Below are 21,242 nucleotides of genomic sequence, written 5' to 3'. Positions count from 1 at the left end.
CTTAAACCTTGCATTTCATTTTGTCTGTAGGCACACGAACTGAGGGTACGGGGGCGATGCCATACTGAACCATGCCAGGCAACTCCAAACCCCAAACTCATAACCCCAAACTCAAAAACCCTCTATTCCTCTTCCCTAAAATACACTTTATAAAAGTTCATCGATTTATCATCATCGTAACCTTTTTCGATCATATCTTTATTGCCATGTATGTAAATGTGGAAGTTTTTATCCAGCTTTAACACGCTTTTATAGGCACGCGCCTGTTTTTTAACGGCAGATTCTGCAATTTCAAAATTATCAGCAATCGGACTTTCAAATTCCTGCTCGTAATTTTTCTTGTAGTTTTTAAACGACTCGATCCCCTCCGCATTACCAATTACCTCATTACCGAACTCTTCAATATCGAAGGTTTCTTTTTCCTTAAAATACTTCATCGAGCGGTTCAGCAGGTCAATTTTATCTGCTTTGCTGATTTCGTAATCATCATCCAGCTTCTGTGTGACGAAGTTTTTATAAACGCCTAAAACATTATTGGTTTGGTTATAGCTATCGTTTCTGATCTTCAGCTTTAAAAATTCATCTTTCCAGTAAACAGCAGAATCGTTGCTGCTTTTCGATTGATCCAGTACCACAACTTTATAACCTTCTTCTCTATCTACATTAAAAATCAAACAGCCTTTATCCAGTTTGTTAATGCTAATCGCTTCCTGTTCGTAGCTAACGTTAAAGCCATCCTGCTCCGGAAAAACTTTTAAATAAGTATCCTTCGTTTCAGATTTAAAAACGCCTACAACATCCAGTTGCTCTCCTTCTATCTGCACTTTTTCGAAATAAGCAACATACAACTCTCCTGATTTAATTTTCGGATGGTTGGCTACATCATAAAGATGTTTAGCCAATTGCTGTGAATCTTCATGAAAAAGTTCGTTGTTCTCAAAAATTTCGTGAACAAAATGGAACACTTCATTAAGTTCTAAATTATCGTTAGGATGGTAAAAACGGTAAACTTCATTTACCTTTTCGAAAGGCTTTAAAAAATACTGCATCAATAGGTTACCTAACACTTCATCATCAATTCTTAGAGGAGCATCAGATAATTTATAATATTCTTCAAGCAGTTTGTTGCCTGTATGGTGGATGGAAAGTTGCTTGAGTGAAGCCTCGAAAAATGAAATCATGGGGACAAAAATAACAAAATCATTGATTAACCCTTCCGTCATTCAATCTATTGCATTCTCTAGCTAATTGGATGGTTTTTACAAGAATATTCAAATTATGATTTAAACGACCTATTAATTGCCGTTTTTTAATTTATTAAGGAAATCAACAAACTTTTTATCTGCATAATTAGCCACACCTTCATGTTTAAAAGATAATCTTCCTTGTTTATCAAAAATAACGGTTGTGGGCAAAGATCCGGCGAATAGCTTTTCAGGAATATTACTTTCTACTTTAAAAACACGCATGGCATATTTCCGCTCGGTCATAAACCCGGTTGATTTTACAAGGTCGCCATCTGCGTCGGCAAAAATAAAAACAACATCCCTATCATCTTTAAACTGATTATACAATTTGCTGATTGATGGCATTTCAGCCCTGCATGGCGGGCACCAGGTTGCCCAGAAATTAATAAAAATTACTTTTCCTTTTAAATCACCGAGATCTACAATTTTACCTTTTGCATCTTTAAACTGAATGCCGTTAAGATTTGTAAAGTTTTCTTTCGGTACATCAACAGCAGGTTTATAAAAACCTACTTCTATTAATCCTTTAATGAAAAAGGCTTTTGCATCAGGCACAAAAACAATTACCAAAAGGGTAATGATAAACAAAGCATTTAAAATGTTCTTTCTAACAAACCTCATTATTAGTCAATTTTATTTGATGCAAACCATAAAGCGAACATATTACTATTGGTTAAATTCCTTTTAAACTTTTAATAAAACCGTCAGTCATAACATCATAAATACAATGTTACTTTGTAAATATATATAATTGCTTAGGATTTACTACTTTTGGACTGTTGAAAAAGCACAAGCAAAACATTAAGAAATACTTGTCGGCATTTATGCTGATCGTATTTGCTATTGCCTTAACTCCGTGGAGTGTGCTTCATCATCATCCGGCAGCACCAATTGTTCCGAAAGAAGCGCATTGTAAACATGTTAGTCATGTGCAGTCGCACGGCGATACCTGTTTAATCTGTAATGCCAGCTTTGAGAAAAATTATGTGCAAACCCATCACATTTACAGGATTTTCTTATCGGCAAAAATTTTCAGCCGTACTGAGCCTACATTGAAAAATGCCTTTACCGAAATTAAGCGTACTTGCTTACGCGGCCCCCCTTTAGCTTAATTTTTCTTGTAGCGCATTCGCGCTGAACCAATTATTTATAAGAAAAACTGAAACAAGCTTTATTCAAGCTATTGTTTTGGCTTTCCATCATTTTTATTTACACACAAAACATGAAAAAATTACAGCTTATTGGCTTGGTAATTCTATATACATTATTGAGCAGCACCGTTTTTGCTGCAGTACTGAAAGATATAAAAGGTAAGGTTATTGATGCCAGTACCAAACAAACACTGCCTGGTGCAACCATTTTTATACCCGATTTAAAAGTTACAGCCGTTACCAATAATGATGGCGAGTTTGTCATTAATAACCTTCCAACCAAAGGAAGTTATTTAGTAGAAGTGCATTATGTTGGTTATAAAACCGCAACCAAAGTAGTAAATTTGGCCGATGCGGGTGGATTGGAGTTTGCGCTGCAACCTACCGCAATTGAAACGAAGGAAATTGTAATTACCGGAAGTTTAATCAGCAGTACAAGTAAACGAAATAGCGCTTCTTCGGCAGTTATCGGTAAAGATCAGTTGCTTCAGCCTTCTACCAACTTAATCGATGCCCTGACCAAAATTCCTGGTGTATCACAAATTACCACCGGCCCATCCATTTCCAAACCCGTAATCAGGGGATTAGGTTACAACAGAATTGTAACTTTGGATGACGGAATTAAACAACAGGGACAGCAGTGGGGTGATGAACATGGTATTGAAATCGATCAGTTTAAATCAGACCGTGTGGAGGTTTTACGTGGCGCAGCTTCATTAATGTATGGTTCTGACGCACTTGGCGGTGTAATTAATTTACTGGAGCCAAGTTCTGCGCCCGAAGGACAGATAAAAGGTGAATTTATAACCAATTACTCAACCAACAATGGCTTAAGCGCCAACTCTTTAATGTTGAATGGTAATGAAAACGGTTTTGTTTGGAGAGCACGCGGAACCTATAAAAATGCCTATTCTTTTAAAACACCAACAGGGTATTTTCCTAACTCTGGTTTTAATGAAACCGACTTAAGTGGTATGGTAGGCTTAAATAAAAGTTGGGGCTACACACATTTAAACGTTTCAAGCTTCCGCAACAATATTGGTTTTTATGAGCCAACGCTTGATGACAATGGAAATTTTGTTAAAGAAGATGGCAGCCCATTTACCAATGACGACAATAAAAGCCGCACTTTAGCATATCCGCGTCAGGATATTCGCCACTACAAAATTGCTTTAAACAACAATTTCATAATAGGAAATGGCAACTTGAAAGCCGATTTTGGATATCAGCAAAACCAACGCCGGGAGTTGGATGGTCCAGATCCAGCTTTATTTTTTGACCTAAAAACCTACAATGCAGATTTAAAATACTATATCCACGAAACCAATGGATGGCAACCAGTATTTGGCCTAAGTGTAGACGATGCCCATAGCCAAAACAAAGGAACAGAATTTTTAATTCCGGCGTATGATACGTTTGGATTGGGTGTTTTCGCCTTTGCAAAGAAAAACTGGGATAACAACACTTTCAGCATCGGTGCACGTTACGATTTTAGAAAAAACAACGGAAAACAACTATTCGATGATGGAGAAGAACTTTTTGCACCATTTAAAAATAAATTTTCCAATGTGAGTGGCGCACTGGGTTTTACGCACCAATTTAATGATGAACTTAACTTTAAGGCTAACGCTGGTAGTGCGTTTCGTGCCCCGAATCCTGCTGAGTTAGGATCTAACGGTGTGCATGAAGGTACTTTTAGATACGAAATTGGTAATTCGGCCTTAAGTCCTGAACGCAGTTACCAAATAGATGCAGCATTAGAATATGAAGGGAAAATTGTTAGTGCAAGTGCCAGCATTTATAATAATTACATCCACAACTACATTTATGCATCAAATAATGGCGAACAGCGCGAGGTTGACGGTACACTTTTCGATGTTTACCGCTACGGACAGGTAAATGCAAATCTTTACGGTGCTGAAGCAAGTTTAACCATTCACCCGGTTCCATTTATCCATTTCGAAAATACATTTGGATATGTACACGCTCAAAACAATACTTTAAACAGGCCCCTTTCATTTATTCCTGCCGGAACATTGAGAAATGAGTTACGTTTTGAACCTAAACTTAAAGGAACAAATGATGCTTACCTATCGGTTGGTATTAACTCTGCATTTAAGCAAACCCGTGTTGATGATGTTTTTGAAACCCCCACAAGTGGTTATACATTGTTAAATGCTGGCATTGGTGCTACATTTAATTTAGGCAAGCAACCTGTAAAATTATCGGTATCAGCCAACAACTTGTTAAATCAGAAATATTATGATGCTTTAAGCAGGTTTAAACCAGGTCGTTTTGACCAGGAAAACCCAAATTTAGGAGTTTATAACACTGGAAGAAATATCACATTCGGACTTTATGTTCCTTTTACCCTGGTAAAATAATTTAAACCAGCAAAATCTTCAATAACAAAAGCGCGACTGGTCGATAAGATTAGTCGCACTTTTTTTTGTTTCCCTTAAAGCATGTAAAATCACAAAACAAACATATCTAAGCAATTGACTGTTAGTAGAGTAGATAAAACCAATCGTTAACCAATAAAACCTACTATGAAAACATCTTTTAAAACCTTTGCATTAGGCCTACTGATACTATTTTGTTTAATATCCTGTTCTAAAAATAGTGACAAAATGGATCCTGAAAACCCAACTTTCACAGGGCCAAATCCAAGTCCGGCAAATTTAAGTGTGAGGGTAATTTATATCGTTCCATCAGATCGATCACTAAATAAAGCATATACAGATGCTGCCGGAAACTGCATTACTCAATTAACAACATGGTATAAAAATACATTGGGCAGCAACAAAACTTTTCATATAAATGGCAATATGCTGGTAGAAACGATGCAGAGTTCGCATCCTGCCGCATGGTTTAATGCACAAAATGGTAATACAGGTGATGCACAATTTTATTTCTATTCTAATGCAAAAAATGATGCTAAAGCTTTACTTGGAAGCAGTTATGATGAAACAAAATACATTTATTTAACCTATGTAGATGCAGCAGGAACAACTGGTGCAGGCGCAGCAGGTTTTACGGCCATGCCAGAAAATGACCTTAAAGGATTAACCGGACAAATGACCGAAGCTGTTCCGAGATGGATTGGTGGTGCCGGCCACGAATTGGGGCATGCTTTCGGGATGCCGCATCCAGCAAATGAAAATCCTCAGGCCTTAATGTGGACGGGTTATACGATTTATCCAAACTGTATTTTACAGGATAACGATAAAGCGATTTTAAATGCCAGTAAATTTTTCTATTAAGGAACCACAGCAATAAGTAGCTTATCTCGAAAAATGTTCACATTGTGAAGTAGAAAGCAATCTTAAAACTCTTGCTATAAGCTCAAGTTTTAAGATTGCTTCTTCAAAAAGGATTGGGGTTAGTAGACATTGAAATCAATTCAGGGTTATTTCTTAGCCGTTTCCCGCCTAGCCCTCACGTATTGATTTGGCCATTCCGTATCATCGCCAAGTACTTGTGCGGCATGAGTAGGGAAATAGGCATCACGCAACGATTCGCGGGCTATAAAAATGAGATCTGCCTTGCCTTGTTCCAAAATTTCTTCAGCCTGGTTGGCTTCTACAATAATGCCAACGGCACCCGTGTAAATGCCAATTTCATTCCTGATTTTATCGGCAAAAGGAACCTGATAATTAGGCCCCGCCGGAATGAAAGCATCAGGTACGTTTCCGCCGGAAGAGGTATCAATTAAATCCACCCCACGATCGTTCAATACTGCAACCAACTGCAATGAATCATTTTCATTCCAGCCGCCTTCTGTCCAATCTGTTGCCGAAATACGCACAAATAACGGCAAATTTTCTGGCCAAACCGATTGTACTGCTTCAACCACATCAATTACCAAACGGATGCGGTTTTCGAAACTACCACCATATATATCAGTACGTTTATTGCTGAGTGGACTAAAAAATTCGTGCAGTAAATAACCATGTGCAGCATGTATTTCTACTACTTTATAACCAGCATCTAAAGCACGTTTTGCCGCAGCCCTGAAAGCAAATACAATATCCTGAATTTCTGAAATCGTTAATTCATGCGGCTCTACCTGGCCTTGTTTGAAAGGGATAGGTGATGGACCAACAGGTTTCCAGCTATTTCCGCCTGAGGCAATCTGCTCTCCGCCATTCCATGGCACTTCGCAACTTGCTTTTCTACCTGCATGTGCCAGTTGAATGCCTGCAATTGCTCCATTGTTGTGAATAAAAGAAACAATCTGTTTCAATTTATCTACATGCTCATCTTTCCAGATGCCTAAATCAGCATAAGTAATTCTTCCATCTTCGGTAACTGCAGAAGCTTCCTGGATAATTAATCCGGCACCACCAACAGCCCGGCTGCCTAAATGCACCAAATGCCAATCGTTTGCAAAGCCATCTATTGAAGAATACTGGCACATTGGAGAAATAACTAATCTATTTTTTAAGGTTACATCCTTTATAGTAAAAGGAGAAAATAATTTCGACATATCTTTTTAATATTTTAACCACGAAGGGCAGAGAGAAATAAACAGAGGATTAAAAATCAGCATGCGCCAGTTCAGTATCAATAAATTGAATTTCTTCAGCATTTAATTTTACGTTTATGGCCTCAGCATTCTGAATGGCTTGTTTTTCATTTCTCGCACCCACCAAAGCAATGGTAATGCCTGGTTGTTCAACCGTCCAACGTAAAACCAGCTGAGATAGGGTTGCATTTTTTTCATCGGCCAATGGCTTAATTTTAGCCAAAAAAGCATTTGTTTTTTCAATGCTTTCTGGTGAGAAGAATTTATTGCCCTGGCGGTGATCGCCTTCTTCAAATTTATAATCTGCCGTCATTTTTCCGGTTAACAAACCCCGTTCCATCGGACTGTAAGCTAAAACTGATTTATTATTTTCGATGCAATAAGGAACAATCTCATCCTCTACACCACGGTTTACCATACTAAATGGAATCTGGTTTGATACAAGTGTTAACGTTTGATCTGCTTCTTTTAATTGTGCTACATCGTAATTGCACACTCCTGCATAACGTACTTTACCCTGCTCAATTAATCTGCTTACCGCTTCAAAAGTTTCATTAATAGGTGTTGTAACATCTGGCCAGTGAATTTGATACAGATCGATGTAATCAGTACCTAAACGCTTTAAGGATTGTTCGCATTCATAAATTACACTCTCTTTACCGGCATATTTATAGATATCGATTTCTTTTCCGTCATTGTTTTTACTTTTAAAGCCGAAATCGCCTTTGGCCAAATCCCACCGCATCCCAAATTTAGTTACCAGTTGCAATTTATCGCGTGAGATGCCTTTTATTGCCTCCCCTACAATCTCTTCACTTTCTCCTTGGCCGTAAATTGGTGCAGTATCAATTGAGGTAACGCCTAAATCGTATCCGGCTTTAATTGCGTTTATGGCATCATTTCTATCCGTACTCCCCCACATCCAACCACCAGCAGCCCATGCACCAAAAGTAATTACCGAGAGTTCTAAATCTGAATTTCCTATTTTTCTGTATTCCATCATTATTTTTTTATGATTTTATCAACCGCATAACTGTTATGCGGTAAGTAAGCCAACAACACCGATAAAAATGCAACATGCAAAAGTTGAGATGGCAATGCTTCCCAGTTTTCAATCAGGGTGGTGCCAAAAATAAGTGCCAAAGTAACTGCCCCAGCTAAAAGCAATCCCTGCCTTGTAAATAAGCCAACAATAATAAGTATCCCGGCCATAAATTCTGCAACAGGCAAAACATAGCTAAAGGGAATTACCAGGGCTTCAGGCAGAATTGATTTAGAAAATTGCCCAACCATCCAGCTGCTGAAACCGGCAAGTTTAGGCAAACGCACCAAGCCATGCCCAAAAAAACTTATGCCTATTGCCAAACGGCCAAGCAAGTATGCCCATTTTGTATCCATTGTTTATCGATCTCTTACAAACATACAATCTACCAGTTAAGGATGTTTTATTGCACCATTATTTAATGGATATTTTACCTTCCAATGGCGGAGGAGATGGCGAAGAGCGCCAAGCGTGTAGCGTTTAGGGTTAACGTATAAATGAAAAACGCCAGCCGCTCTCCACCCAACGTGAAACTTTTTTCGGCAAAAATTTGGAGATAACCGAACAACATCATACATTAGTGTATTATTTAACTAATACAGTAGATATGATCAACATTAACAATCTTAATTTTGGCTACAGCAAGCATAAGCCATTATTTAAAAATATGAGCATGCGGTTAAGCAACGGCCATATTTATGGCTTGCTTGGTAAAAATGGTGCAGGTAAATCTACCTTGCTAAAAAACCTGGCTGGTTTGGTTTATGCGCAAAGTGGCAGTTTGGAGGTAATGGGTTTTAATCCTGCTAAACGGCAACCGGCACTTTTGGAGCAAATCTGTTTTATTCCTGAAGAGTTTTATCTACCATCCGTGAAAATTGATGCTTACTTAAAAGCTAATGCTCCTTTTTACAAAAACTTCGATCATGCTTATTTCGCTAACCTGATAAAAGAATTCGACATTCCGGTTGAACAGAAACTTATTAATATGAGTTATGGACAAAAGAAAAAGGTAATAATTGCTTTCGGACTGGCTACACAAGCAAAACTGGTTATTATGGATGAACCCACAAACGGTTTGGATATTCCATCTAAGGCGCAGTTTAGAAAAATTATGGCTTCGGCCATGACAGATGAACGTTGCATTATCATTTCAACACACCAGGTGAGGGATCTGGATAACCTAATCGACACGGTGATTATGCTTGATGATAATGACATTGCCCTCAAAGCTACTGTAGAAGAAATTACGGCAAAGTTAACTTTCAAAAAAGTGAAGGAAATTGATGATAGTATTATATACGCCGAACCTTCGCTCTCTGGTTATAACGCCGTAATGCCAAACTACCACCAGGAGGAAAGCAAGCTGGATATGGAACTTTTATTTAATGCCATACTTGCAGAAAAAATCAAATTTAAACCTTTATTCAGTTAAGCGATGAACAACACATTTAATATCAATCGATTTGGCTTATTGCTTAGAAGACAATGGCTTGATTTTGGCAAAATTTATTTGATCAGTTTTGGTGTATTAATCGGGATTTTAGCCTTCATTTATGCCATAAGTTTAACTGATGAAAGACTAAAATATATTTCTTTTAACACATTGAACTTCAGGTATCCACTGTTTTTGATTACAGGCTTGCTTTTCGTAAGCATCATAGCAAACAGTTATTTTATGCAATTAGGTCAAAAATCAAAAGCAATAATTAACATTTTGACACCTGCATCCACCATTGAAAAATTTTTATGTGGTATCTTTTACACTGTAATAGTTGCATTACCAAGCTACCTGTTGTGCTTCTACTTAACCGATCTTATTTTTGTTTCTTCTATTAGGGCAACTCATACACTAGTAACAAGTTATAATGATTACAATGGAAAAAAAGTTGTTATAGATAACCTTGCATATTTCTTTTCTACACCTACGGTTAAGCAGTTTCTTCAATTTTATTATGTGCCCTTTTTAATCAACGCAGTTTTTTTACTTGGATCTATTTTTTTCCAAAGCTTCCATTACATTAAAACGGCAATATCGGTAATGGCATTTGGGGTAATTTGGGTTACGCTGACAATTTTTATCATAAAAAAATTAACAGATAACACCGTTTGGGTGGGAAGCCATTATTGGCAGGATGAACAAAATATTTATTTCTTAATAAGTTTAATGAGCATATTAATAACACTGGTATTCTGGTTTATCTCATTTATACGATTAAAAGAAAAGGAGGCCTAAATGGAGTTTAATAATAACAAGGCTATTTACTTACAGATAGCGGAGTATGTTTGCGAACAAATATTGTTGGGTAAATGGAAAGCTGACGAAAAAATTCCATCGGTAAGGGAAATGGCAATAGAAATGGAAGTTAATCCGAATACAGTAATGCGTACCTACGAATTGCTTCAAAGTAAAAATATTCTCAATAACAAAAGGGGAATTGGTTTTTTCCTGGCTGATAATACAATCGATCAGGTAAAACAATATCGTAAAACAACTTTTATAGACGATGAATTGCCCAATCTGTTCAGGAATATTTATCTGCTGGAAATTGATTTCGACGAGCTGAAATCCCGCTACCAAACTTTTGTATCACAAAACTTTAACGCCTAAAAAATGAAAACAAGCAATAAACTTTTAATAGGGTTAGCACTTACCCTACTTATTGTTCCTTTAACAGTAATGATTTTGATTGCCAAAGCGAACCGCATCGACGACAAAACGTATAATAAAATGCTAATGGGAGCCGAAAATATTAATAGTGATTTAGATCGGTTCATTAAAAAATATCCGGTCAAGGCATTTCATAACGTAGTGATTAACGGTTCGGAATCATCATTTCTAAACATAAAAATTATTGCCAGTGATAAGTTCTTGTTTAAGGCAACCAAAGGTATTGCACCAGATATTGATTATAAAATAGATAATGATGGGAAATTGCATATCTCTTTAAAAGAAAGAAGCAAATATCAATATGGAACATTGTTGATTTTCTCGCCAAACCTGAATAGTATCACTTTTAATAATGTATCGATTGATGAGTTATCAGCGAATCAGGAAAGTTTAAATGTGGAAATTGTAAAAGGCATAAACTTCAGATTTGGAGCAGGTTTGAAAATTAAAGACCTGAACCTTTTAAAGCAAACCCTTGATAAACAACAAAATGTAATAATACCAAACATAATGATTGAAGATGCGGAGATCAATAATTTGAAAGTGAATATTAATACCGGACACCTAACTGTAAATAATACTACAATAGGGAATTTAAATCTAAACTTAAAAAATGCAAATGCAGAATTTCAAAATGAGGAAAACAAAAATGTAGCCCCAATAGATTCGCTTATATTAAATAGTATGGGTAAAAATGAAGTTAATTTCCAGCACATCAAGATTAAAAACGCTAAGGGTATGCTCTCTGACGAAACAACGATCCAAATACCTATGGTTAATTTAAAGCAAATAATTAAATAGTGATTTTGCCTGAATGGATAAATAACATTTAAAAATTAACCTAATTATTGTAAAAAAGGGCATGATTTTTAAGCTAACTAATTGGCAAAAGTTTAACTTGGGTCAATTAGCTTTTTTAGTTTTAATATCATTACCCCCATTATGAAGAGATACTTTTTTTTATTTGCCCTATGCCTGTTCGTTTTTAGCCAAGTACACGCACAAAAAACAGATACTTTATCTATTACTTTGGATAATGTTAAATATCCTTACCCTGTTAAATATTTCCCGATCAATACTGAGGGGCAGGATGTAAAAATGGCTTATATGGATGTTGCGCCAACGGCCAATGCAAATGGAAAAACAGCCATCCTGTTTCATGGAAAAAATTTTGGGGGATATTATTGGACAAACGTAATTAAAGCTTTAACCAATGTAGGCTACCGCGTTATTGTACCCGATCAAATTGGCTTTGGTAAATCATCTAAAGCATATATTCATTACAGTTTCCACCAAATGGCCGCCTGGAACAAAAAATTGCTGGACACCCTTGGCATTCGAAAAACAGTAGTTTTAGGCCATAGCATGGGCGGGATGCTGGCCACGCGTTTTGCTTTAATGTACCCCGAAACAACAGAAAAACTGCTGCTCGAAAACCCAATCGGACTGGAGGATTACAAAACATTTATTCCTTACATTACAACAGCACAACAATACCAAACCGAACTTAAAACCACTGCAGAGAGTGTTCGGAAATATTATCAGGGATCTTACTTTACCTATTGGAAACCGGAATACGAATACCTGGTAAATATTGCAGGCGGCGTAACCAATAGCGCCGACTATCCACGATGGGCAAAAGTTGCGGCACTAACTTACACCATGATTTATGAGCAGCCAGTTGTATATGAATTTCAGAATTTAAAAGTACCTACCGTTTTATTTATCGGTAAAGAAGATAAAACCATCGTTGGAAAAGGGTTGCTTACACCCGATCAACAAGCATTGCATGGGCAATACCGACTTTTAGGAAAGCAAACGGCAGCCAAAATTATTGGAGCTAAAATTATAGAGTTTGATGCCTGCGGACACATCCCGCATATTGAAATCCCGACAGAATTTTTGGTGGCTTTAACGGGAAGCTTGTAACTTCATAAAAAGACCTCGCAGGTTTTTAAACGGCAAACTCCGGATTAACCTGCGAGGCCTCGGTCTAAATAAATTAATTAATCTCTTTCCCTACAATCTTATTAATGCCCTGCATTTCGAAATCAATATCTTTACCCATTGATTTCATTTTGCCGTAGAGCTCAACCCTTAGGTGGCTGTTAAGCACAATACCAGTTTTAATATTAAGGAGCGTTTCTCCAGAGTTGGTTCCACTTAAATCAGTTTCCGTTTTATTGCCCATCATTTCAAAAATTCCTTTAGATACCAATGTTCCCTTCACGCTCAATGTGGCAATATCATCTTTCACTTCTTTTAAAGTATACTGCGTAATGGTCTCAATTGGCATGCTCATTTGCATTTTGGTATCAACCGTCCAACTGTCGCCAATTTTAACAGCTCTTTCCGGATAAATTTTAAATGACGACTCCATCGTCTGTTTTACAATATCCATACTAAACTGCTTATTTAAAGCCGCTTTAATCTGCTCAACCTTATTGCTATCTGTACTCATTTTTTTCGCCATATTGTTAAGCATACTATCAATTCCGGCTACTGATTTAATACTTCCATTAGGTGTAACAATCATATAAAATGTTGCCCCCTTTAAACCTCCAAATGGATTTTTCATGGTACTGTCCTGGTCATCCGAATTGTAGGTCAACATATTCCCCATACCAACAGATTTCATAAAAATCCTGTTATACGTTACCTTAACATCCTTTTCACCACTATGGCCTTCAGTTATGTCAAAAGTATAATCTGTACCAATATTTTGAGTTAAATGTATTTCCTGTGCATCAATTTTCTGGTTAATGATCTGATCAGAAGTAATAGAAAAATCGTATTTATAACCAGTCGGATAATTTTGCTTCAATACATAAGTCTTTTGCGCAAAGGCACTGATTGAGATCAGCCCACAAATAATTGTTGTTACTATTTTCATTTGATAATTATCATTTTACCCTGCAGGCTGTTGCGCAAAAATGCGGCTTAACTGAAAATAAAGTTCGGGATGTTTATCTCTTAACTGTTCAGGTTTTTCAAAGAAATATTCTGAAACCACAGCAAAAAATTCTGCCTCATTGGTGATGGCATAAGGATTAATATCCGATTTGTTATCTTCGATTTTTTGCATCTCCTCATGCATCATTTTAACCCAAGGCAAAGTATATTCGTGGGCAATTAAATTTTCAGGTACGCCATCCGTTGCACCATCCGATTTATCTAAAAGATGTACAAATTCATGTATTGCTGTATTTTCTTTTCCGGCACTTTTAGAAAAACCATGGCGAAGTGCAGAACGCGATAAAATCATCTGCCCGTTCATGTAACCCGTTCCCACCATGCCCATAATATTTCTTTCTCCACCTTCTTCAAACTGAAAATCTTTGTTAAAAGTATCCGGATACAATAAAACGCTTGTTAAGTTTTTGTATTGCCAGTCGTCGAAGCCAAAAATCGGAATCACCGCACTGGAGGCAATCAATAATTCATCTAAGGTGGTCATTTCCAACCCTACTGCTTCAATTTTAACGGTACTAAAAAATGAAGCTACTTTTTGTTCAAACCGAAGTTTATCCGTCGAATCGAGATTGTGGTAATAGCCCACATAATCATCCAATATTTTCTTGTCCACATCTGTTAATGGATCAACAACAACCTTTTTCTTTTTAAGGATGAGGTAAAGGGCAATCAGAAAAATCGGGATCAGGTAGGCAAATGGAAGGGAATTCATAAAAGGGATTACACGGGTTTATAGTAATTACACAGATTTAACAGATGGCACAATAGTGCCTAGCTTTCGATAATTTCTAATTGGGTTAAAACATTTTCGCGGGTAACCGGATAGGGTTTATTGTTAATTATCGCCTGATAAATGGCTTCGAACAGCGGCAGATAACTTCCTACCTCCGATTGGATAATTTCCGCTGTCTTATTTCCATCGGCATCAATGGTGGTTAACGAACCCTCTTTACCATCGGCCTCAATTCCGTAACCCTCGTCGCTAAGTTTCATACCCGCCAACAATTGTTCTTCCTGGCTATCGGCTCTTTGCTTAATAAAACTACCATTAACACCGTGCAGCACAAAAGCAGCCTGAGGATCTACCACCAACATGCTCGAGGTAACAAAAACCTGTACACTATCCGGATAACTCAACTGGATGGAAAAATAATCATCAACCAGGGTTCCTACCCTATTTTTACCTAAAATTTTATGGAAACTTAGCGGCTTGCCAAATAAACTGATGACCTGATCCAATAGATGCGGACCTAAATCGTATAAAAGTCCGCTTGCCTCAACCGGATTTTCTTTAAAAGCTTTCGGTCCGATTACATTACGGTAACGATCGTAGCGTAAATGCATTTCATTGAGTTTACCAAGTTTACCGCTTTCTAAAACTTTTTTAACCGAGGTAAAATCGCTGTCCCAGCGGCGGTTTTGATAAAAGAAAATCTGTTTGCCAATACTATCGGCCAATTCAAAAAGTTCTTTGGCCTGTGCCACTGTAGCGGTAAAAGGCTTTTCTACTAAAATGTGTTTATGCTTGGCTAAAGCCGCTTTGGAATGCTCGTAATGTAAATTATTCGGGGTATTAATTACCACTAATTCTATTTCCTCATCATTTAAAAGTTCATCAACACTATTATAACTTGTAATATTTGGGTAATCATTTACCGCATTTTTCTGGCTTCGCTCTACAATCGCTTTTAAATTAAAACCGCTGTGTGCCTGTAAAAATGGTGCATGAAAAACCTTACCCGACATGCCGTAAGCTAATAAACCTGCATTAATTGTTTTATTGATATTCGTATCCATAGATTATAAATGTAACTAAAAATACATTTATCATTCAAGCTTTAATGTTAAAACCGTAAAGCTTTTACTTAAGCCTTACACCATTTTACACTATCTTTGTACACATGAAGCCATCGGAGATTAATGCCAAGTGGAAAGTTTTACAGGAAAGGATTTCTACTGAATTTGATTCGGATTTTCCTGATTTAAAAGTAATGCTTTTCCTTATTGGTGTACAGGAATTGGGCAAAGGGCCGAAGAAATATAGCAAACGTCAAAAAGAAGAGCTGATGCATATTGCTACCTGCCGCTTATTAAGCGAAATGGGTTTTTATGAATTAGAAGGTCTTGATCAGGACGGCTGGCCGCACTGGAAATTGATCAAAGCTATTCCTCCTTACACCATGCTTGAACAGGAAATGTTAATGAAATCGCTTGTGGTGAGCTATTTTGAGGATATTTATTCTGAAGATTAACTCCTATCCTACGCTCAGATCTTCCTGTTTCAAAAAAAATAAAATTATTAAGTGGCTTATCTAATAATTTGTCACTCTGTTCTCCCCCTACATGAACCAGGTTTTTTTGGAAAGCAAAACCATCTACATTTTTTAATGGTAGCCAGGCTTTTTGCTATATCTCCCCACCCGATGAAGAATCGGGATCGGGAGGATGCCGCTTCAATCCCGTTTAAGTAATTCTTTTAGTGGTGATATTTGAGGTTGCAGGGCGGTCGGAATAATGTGCAGTACCCTAGGTTAGCTAAACCTGATAGCAACGGAAAGCCCGTAATGAAGTGATGGCTTGAAGTGGATAGCAGGACTACCCTAACCGATAAACACAGGAACCTGATTTTCAAAAAAAATATGTTATCTCCATTTAAAGTTTGTCACCTTGTTCTCCTTCGACTTGATCAAAGTTTTGGAAAGCAAAGCCACCTGCATTTTTTAATGGTAGCCGGGCTTTTTGCTATATCTCCCCACCCGATGAAGAATCGGGATCGGGAGGATGCCGCTTCAATCCCGTTTAAGTAATTCTTTTAGTGGTGCTATTTGAGGTTGCAGGGCGGCCGGAGTAGTGTGCAGTACCCTAGGTTAGCTAAACCTCCTATGAATAAACCTCTTTTTTCAGTGGCTTTGAAAGCTTTTCCTTTTTAATGAGCAAAATAATGCCCTTGCCCTGAGAATTAGCGCTATCTAGAATTTAAATTAATGCCTCTCAGAAGCTGTTTTTTATAAAAGTATTAAAAACTTAGCTATATCCTCCTATTAGCGGTCATTAATTTGCCGCAGGTATTTATTAATACTCAAGTTTAAAGATAGCCGCACACTGATTAAAGCAGGTTGACCCGCAAGGTTTAGAAAGCAGTCTATCATATCTTTACAGCTAGTTTATTTTTTTATTTAACCAGACCCGGCGCATATGGTACCGAATGAATCCAGACATGTCTTATCCTTTGTAATAACTTCCTGGCTACTTTGATTATAGCCCTGCGGGAGCCAATCCTTGCAGACCATTTGCTGTAGCACAGGGTTAGAGCCGGATCTGTTCTTATCCCTGCCCAGGCAGACTCCACAAGTAAATACCTGAGCCTGCGGTGCTGTCTGGTTGTTATACTTCCTTTTCTATCGTCCTCACCTGAGGAGTGCTGCATTGGGCATAACCCGACAAATGAATTGAGCCTATCTGATTTCTCAAAGCGGGTAATATCAACGATTTCTACAATCAGCACAGCTGCTGTTACAGGCCCTATACCCGGTATTGAGCAGAGCAGTCTGGAAATATTTTGATAACGTACCTTGTGCATAAGCTTGCGTATCTCCCTTAAGGTATCCAGTTTCTGAGCTCTGATGGTTTCCATTATCGAGAGCTGCCTGTCCAACACAACTCTGATGCTCGACTCCCCACAGCTAACCTGTTTTAACCAGTCCACAAATGCATTGCTCCAGTTGGCCTTCGCAAATCTATGGGGTATTTCAATACCCATCAGGCGCAGAAGCCCCTTTATCCTGTTTTTTGCCCGGGTGAGGTCATTACTGTAGCGCTCGTTAAGGCGTACAAGTTGTCGATCCGCCTCCAGCTCAGGATCAGGAACATAAACACCTTCCAGCTGGCCAGCCTGAAGCGCCTCTGCTATTCGCCGGGAATCATTTCTGTCATTCTTGTTCTTTGTACTCTTATCAGTCCTGGGAACATCTGCTGCATTCACAGCAATGCAGCTTATCGATAGGGCAGCAAAAGCACGCTGTATCCAAAATCCACAGAATCCACTCTCATAGGCACATTCATAATTCGCCTTAGGATAACTGGTTAAAAGAAAATTCCGCAGGCCCTCAACAGAGGGAGGAGACTGAACAAAACTTTTAAGGTACTGCTTCCCCAGGTAAAGGGAAACAGTCCAACTTTTAAGGTGCACGTCGATACCGCAACTTATCGTGTGACCGCTAAAATCTAATTTTTCTGCTAAATTTGTCATGATCTTAGTTCTCTTGTTTATATAAATTTAACTATTGTGGCTTGCAAAAGACCACTCGAACTAAGATCACTTTTATTACATAGATACTGATAGCAACGGAAAGCCCGTAATGAAGTGAAGGCTTGAAGTGGATAGCAGGACTACCCTAACCGATAAACACAGGAACCTGATTTTCAAAAAAAATAGAATTATTAAGTGGCTTATCTAATAATTTCAACAATACATATTTTAAAGAGTTATCAACTTGAATAGCAGGTTTGCGAGAAAGTTGACGACTCATAAACAAAAAACCCCGGTGGATGTACACCGGGGCTGCATTTATAATGACCTCATAGGTAGAGGGAAATTGCGATATTATCCTTGTTTTTGTGCGCTCGCTTTTAATGCATCGTTAGCAACGATAACAATTTCTACACGACGGTTTGCTGCACGGCCTGCATCAGTTTCGTTATCTGCAATTGGCTCTGCAAAACCTTTACCAATGGTAACTAACCTTGATGATGGAACACCTTGAGAAACTGCATAAGCTTTAACTGCTGCTGCTCTTCTTTCTGATAAGCCCATGTTATATTGCTCTGTACCACGGCTATCGGTATGGCCAATAATTTTGATATCTGTATCAGGGTATTGGTTCAATGAAGAAGCTAAACTCTGGATATTTGTTTTAGCTGCATCTTTCAAAGCCGTTTTATCAAAATCGAATAAAATACCACTATCAAATTTTACGATAATTCCTTCTCCCTCACGAATAACCTCTGCATTAGGAATAGCTTTCTGGATTTCAGCTGCCTGCCTGTCCATTCTACGGCCGATAAAAGCTCCCGCTGTACCGCCAATAGCACCACCAATTAAAGCACCAACTGCTGTATTACCGGCTTTTTTACCGATTAATGCACCAATAACACCACCAGCTGCAGCACCGATACCAGCTCCTTTTTGTGTTTTAGTTAAACTATCACAACTTTGGAATGCCATCGAACCTACTGCTAATCCTATACTTAATGTCGCTATTCTTACTCTTGAAATACTCATAATAATTTACATTTATAATTTCTACTCGTGCTATTCAAACACAATGCCAAAAACCACCTAAACTACATTTTATATACATTTTGAACGAATATTGCCACAAACCCGTACATTAAGCATAAAAAAAGAGCCCCTGTTTATGGTAACTCTTTGATAATGTATCATTCTTAGTACAAAAAACTAAGCAGAGAAATAACTCTCCAATTCTTTTAATGTATTCTCGTCTGTTTTAAAATCTTTGATTACCTGTCCTTTTTCTACCAGTACAATCCTACTGCAAACATCTGTAACGTGATTTAAATCATGACTGGAAATAAAAGTGGTCATGTTTCCTGCCTGGTCTTTCAAAAGTTTCTTCAAGCGGATTTGCGTTGTTGGGTCAAGGTTGGCGAAGGGTTCATCTAAGATTAAGATTTCGGGCTTCTGCATCAGTGCAGCAGCTATACCAACTTTAACCTGGTTTCCTTTACTAAAATCGCGGATGTATTTGCCACTGTTCAGAATTTCTGCATTAAAAAATTCATTATACTGCTGTAGGTATGCAGAAACATCGGCAATGCTCATGCTATGTAAACTACCGATAAATATAAAATATTCTTCGGGCGTCAAATAATCGATCAGGAAACCTTCATCTAAAAACGATGCGGTGTAATTTTTCCAATTGTCGCTTTGCATTACGTTTTCACCTTTTGATAAAACTTCGCCATTTGTGGGGCGGATTAAATCTAAAAGCATCCTGAAGAAAGTGGTTTTACCAGCGCCGTTATTCCCCACTAAACCAACAGTTTCGCCGGCAGCAATCTGCAAATCTTCGATGTTTACAACGGTTTTATCGCCATAAACTTTCTGTAAATTCTTAACTTCTAAAATCATAATTATTCTCTAAAGCCTTCGGCTATTTTATATCGTTGTTTTTCAAGTCGTTTTGCAATGTAGTTTACCCAAAACCCACGCAGAAATAACATGGCAAGGCCAAAAATGCCCACTACCGCCAAACCCCAATAAGGTTTATTTAACATGCCAAATGGTACATACATTAAAATTGGAGTTAGTGCATAAGGAAACATTAAAAGCCATTGCGTAGCTCCTGTGCCCTGGTAATTAAAACTTGCTGCTTTTGTAATATCCAGTCTTTTATAATTCAAAGTGGCCAGATAAAGCACCACCACCGTTCCGAAACCGATATTGTATAAATATGCCGCCAGGTGTAATAACAGCAATTTTGGACTTAAAAAGCCATAAAAACTGGCCAATAGGGTAATAATGGTGCAGCCGATGGTAAAAAGCAGGAATTTAGCTTTAATGTAATCTTTAAAGTTAATTTTATTGGCCAATATCCCGTCGAAATGGGCACTTTGCCATGCAAACATAAACTGCCCATAAATAATGATGGATACCCCCGTCATAAAGATTGCGCCAAACATCATCTGCCCAAACGAATCAGTATTTATTGCTTTTTCTTTGTAGAAGATAAATCCATAAAAAAGGAAAAAGAAACCAAGAATGACTGCAGAACGTGGCCTTTTGTGGCGGAGAATTAATTTCAATTCAAGCGCGGCCAACTCGCCTACTTTTCCAAAACGGTTAAGAAAAGCATAATCGGTACTTCCTTTTTTCTCTTGCTTTTTGCTTAACTCTTCTACATATAAATTTTTACGTAAAAAATTAGTGTTAACGAAAAATATGGCAACCGCAGCGATGGTGAAACCAAATGCATATACCGGATGGGCAGCAATGGCCCTGAACACAAAATCAGAAGCGGCCATAATCGAAATTACCTTATAATATTCCAGGGCTGCAAATGCGGCGATAACCACTAGGCCAACAAAAGTATAAAGGGTATTGGTAATCGATTTGCGCTTAATATACAGCACGAGGTAATTGTTAAAAATCATTACCGAAAATATCGCCACAATGTACATCAATGTAACCAGGCCACCATATAGAGGCAGAATTTTAATAAAAAAGAACGGAAGAAAGATAAAGAACGGCCAAAGGTTAAACACCGAAAAGAGGGCTTTAACATTCAAAAATCTAATAATCTTACTTCTTTTTATCCGAAGGTGGAGATACGGTATTATACTAAGTGTTGGTAGTTCCTGAAATTGCAAACGCATAATAAAATCGAATGCGAAGTAAAAAAGAATAATGCCGTTGAAGCTTTTTATTACATCCTGATCAGGAAAAAAGTAATTCAGCAGATGAGACATTCCGAAACCTGCCCCAAGCGCCAAAATAAAAAAATAGAGCATAAAAAACCCCAAAACAACCTGTCCGGCTATACTACTGCCACGGTTCCGCGAACGCCAAAATGATTTTCTTTGATGGCTTAAAAAAGTACTCAGCATATTT

21 protein-coding genes are annotated in these 21,242 nt (G+C 37.8%); 9 read left to right on the top strand and 12 right to left on the bottom strand.

From position 1 onward, the window contains the following. Window positions 1-122 precede the first annotated feature (122 nt). Both ACZZZW_RS03180 and ACZZZW_RS03175 read right to left on the bottom strand, forming a co-directional pair. Window positions 123-1,181 carry a nucleoid-associated protein gene (locus tag ACZZZW_RS03180; RefSeq protein ID WP_463492250.1) on the bottom strand — a complete coding sequence of 353 codons (1,059 nt, stop codon included), beginning with the start codon at window positions 1,179-1,181 and terminating at the stop codon, window positions 123-125. A 114-nt stretch (window positions 1,182-1,295) separates the two neighbouring features. Beyond that, entirely contained in the window at window positions 1,296-1,868 is a 573-nt protein-coding gene (locus tag ACZZZW_RS03175; RefSeq protein WP_055909311.1) for a TlpA family protein disulfide reductase, read from the bottom strand. Window positions 1,869-2,026: 158 nt separating this feature from the next. Between ACZZZW_RS03175 and ACZZZW_RS03170 the strand changes: the two genes are divergently transcribed. From ACZZZW_RS03170 to ACZZZW_RS03160, 3 genes are all read left to right on the top strand, one after another. Continuing rightward, entirely contained in the window at window positions 2,027-2,359 is a 333-nt protein-coding gene (locus ACZZZW_RS03170; protein ID WP_055909314.1) for a hypothetical protein, read from the top strand. A gap of 110 nt (window positions 2,360-2,469) precedes the next feature. Beyond that, on the top strand, window positions 2,470-4,782 hold the full coding sequence (locus ACZZZW_RS03165) for a TonB-dependent receptor (RefSeq protein ID WP_055909316.1): 2,313 nt from the start codon (window positions 2,470-2,472) through the stop codon (window positions 4,780-4,782). Window positions 4,783-5,028: 246 nt separating this feature from the next. Continuing rightward, a complete protein-coding gene (locus ACZZZW_RS03160; protein ID WP_463492249.1) occupies window positions 5,029-5,661 on the top strand; it encodes a hypothetical protein in 633 nt (210 codons plus the stop codon). Between the two features lie 146 nt (window positions 5,662-5,807). On the opposite strand, the gene ACZZZW_RS03155 is transcribed toward ACZZZW_RS03160, so the two are convergent. From ACZZZW_RS03155 to ACZZZW_RS03145, 3 genes are read right to left on the bottom strand one after another with little or no spacing between them, the layout of a single operon-like run. Beyond that, window positions 5,808-6,887, bottom strand: coding sequence for an NADH:flavin oxidoreductase/NADH oxidase (locus ACZZZW_RS03155; protein ID WP_463492248.1), 1,080 nt, complete (start codon window positions 6,885-6,887; stop codon window positions 5,808-5,810). A gap of 49 nt (window positions 6,888-6,936) precedes the next feature. Beyond that, entirely contained in the window at window positions 6,937-7,929 is a 993-nt protein-coding gene (locus ACZZZW_RS03150) for an aldo/keto reductase (protein ID WP_369800163.1), read from the bottom strand. Next, a complete protein-coding gene (locus ACZZZW_RS03145) occupies window positions 7,929-8,324 on the bottom strand; it encodes a DoxX family protein (RefSeq protein WP_055909326.1) in 396 nt (131 codons plus the stop codon). The genes ACZZZW_RS03150 and ACZZZW_RS03145 overlap by 1 nt, the downstream gene beginning before the upstream one ends. A 251-nt stretch (window positions 8,325-8,575) precedes the next feature. Here ACZZZW_RS03145 and ACZZZW_RS03140 point away from each other — a divergent pair, with 251 nt between their 5' ends. The 5 genes from ACZZZW_RS03140 (at window position 8,576) to ACZZZW_RS03120 (ending at window position 12,568) form a co-directional block, all read left to right on the top strand. Further along, window positions 8,576-9,403 (top strand): ABC transporter ATP-binding protein, encoded by an 828-nt coding sequence (locus tag ACZZZW_RS03140; RefSeq protein ID WP_055909328.1) that lies wholly within the window; start codon window positions 8,576-8,578, stop codon window positions 9,401-9,403. 3 nt (window positions 9,404-9,406) lie between these two features. Further along, window positions 9,407-10,204 carry a hypothetical protein gene (locus ACZZZW_RS03135; RefSeq protein WP_055909330.1) on the top strand — a complete coding sequence of 266 codons (798 nt, stop codon included), beginning with the start codon at window positions 9,407-9,409 and terminating at the stop codon, window positions 10,202-10,204. Then, on the top strand, window positions 10,205-10,579 hold the full coding sequence (locus ACZZZW_RS03130) for a GntR family transcriptional regulator (protein WP_055909332.1): 375 nt from the start codon (window positions 10,205-10,207) through the stop codon (window positions 10,577-10,579). A 3-nt stretch (window positions 10,580-10,582) separates the two neighbouring features. Next, entirely contained in the window at window positions 10,583-11,440 is an 858-nt protein-coding gene (locus tag ACZZZW_RS03125; protein ID WP_055909335.1) for a DUF4097 family beta strand repeat-containing protein, read from the top strand. A gap of 141 nt (window positions 11,441-11,581) precedes the next feature. Further along, window positions 11,582-12,568 (top strand): alpha/beta fold hydrolase, encoded by a 987-nt coding sequence (locus ACZZZW_RS03120; protein ID WP_055909339.1) that lies wholly within the window; start codon window positions 11,582-11,584, stop codon window positions 12,566-12,568. A gap of 73 nt (window positions 12,569-12,641) precedes the next feature. On the opposite strand, the gene ACZZZW_RS03115 is transcribed toward ACZZZW_RS03120, so the two are convergent. Genes ACZZZW_RS03115 through ACZZZW_RS03105 form a run of 3 tightly spaced genes read right to left on the bottom strand, consistent with a single transcriptional unit; the run spans window position 12,642 to window position 15,409 of the window. Further along, entirely contained in the window at window positions 12,642-13,532 is an 891-nt protein-coding gene (locus ACZZZW_RS03115) for a DUF6263 family protein (RefSeq protein WP_463492247.1), read from the bottom strand. A 15-nt stretch (window positions 13,533-13,547) separates the two neighbouring features. Then, window positions 13,548-14,324 (bottom strand): M90 family metallopeptidase, encoded by a 777-nt coding sequence (locus ACZZZW_RS03110; RefSeq protein ID WP_055909345.1) that lies wholly within the window; start codon window positions 14,322-14,324, stop codon window positions 13,548-13,550. A 59-nt stretch (window positions 14,325-14,383) separates the two neighbouring features. After that, entirely contained in the window at window positions 14,384-15,409 is a 1,026-nt protein-coding gene (locus ACZZZW_RS03105; protein WP_463492246.1) for a Gfo/Idh/MocA family oxidoreductase, read from the bottom strand. A gap of 104 nt (window positions 15,410-15,513) precedes the next feature. Between ACZZZW_RS03105 and ACZZZW_RS03100 the strand changes: the two genes are divergently transcribed. Continuing rightward, window positions 15,514-15,864 carry a hypothetical protein gene (locus ACZZZW_RS03100; protein WP_463492245.1) on the top strand — a complete coding sequence of 117 codons (351 nt, stop codon included), beginning with the start codon at window positions 15,514-15,516 and terminating at the stop codon, window positions 15,862-15,864. A 920-nt stretch (window positions 15,865-16,784) separates the two neighbouring features. Here the strand turns inward: ACZZZW_RS03100 and ACZZZW_RS03095 are convergent. From ACZZZW_RS03095 to ACZZZW_RS03080, 4 genes are all read right to left on the bottom strand, one after another. Beyond that, the gene (locus ACZZZW_RS03095; RefSeq protein WP_463492244.1) at window positions 16,785-17,861 is read right to left on the bottom strand and encodes an IS110 family RNA-guided transposase; all 1,077 of its coding nucleotides are present in this window, start codon (window positions 17,859-17,861) and stop codon (window positions 16,785-16,787) included. 354 nt (window positions 17,862-18,215) lie between these two features. After that, window positions 18,216-18,893, bottom strand: coding sequence for a YiaD family glycine zipper/OmpA-like lipoprotein (locus tag ACZZZW_RS03090; RefSeq protein WP_200912303.1), 678 nt, complete (start codon window positions 18,891-18,893; stop codon window positions 18,216-18,218). 177 nt (window positions 18,894-19,070) lie between these two features. After that, window positions 19,071-19,763: an ABC transporter ATP-binding protein gene (locus ACZZZW_RS03085; RefSeq protein WP_055909365.1), complete on the bottom strand. Its 693-nt coding sequence runs from the start codon at window positions 19,761-19,763 to the stop codon at window positions 19,071-19,073. 2 nt (window positions 19,764-19,765) lie between these two features. Further along, on the bottom strand, window positions 19,766-21,238 hold the full coding sequence (locus ACZZZW_RS03080; protein WP_055909369.1) for a DUF5687 family protein: 1,473 nt from the start codon (window positions 21,236-21,238) through the stop codon (window positions 19,766-19,768). Between the last annotated feature and the right edge of the window lie 4 nt (window positions 21,239-21,242).

The organism is Pedobacter sp. AC379, from assembly GCF_979258145.1.
The sequence above is the reverse complement of the archived record's forward strand: the minus strand, read 5'-3'. Positions and strand labels throughout refer to the sequence as shown.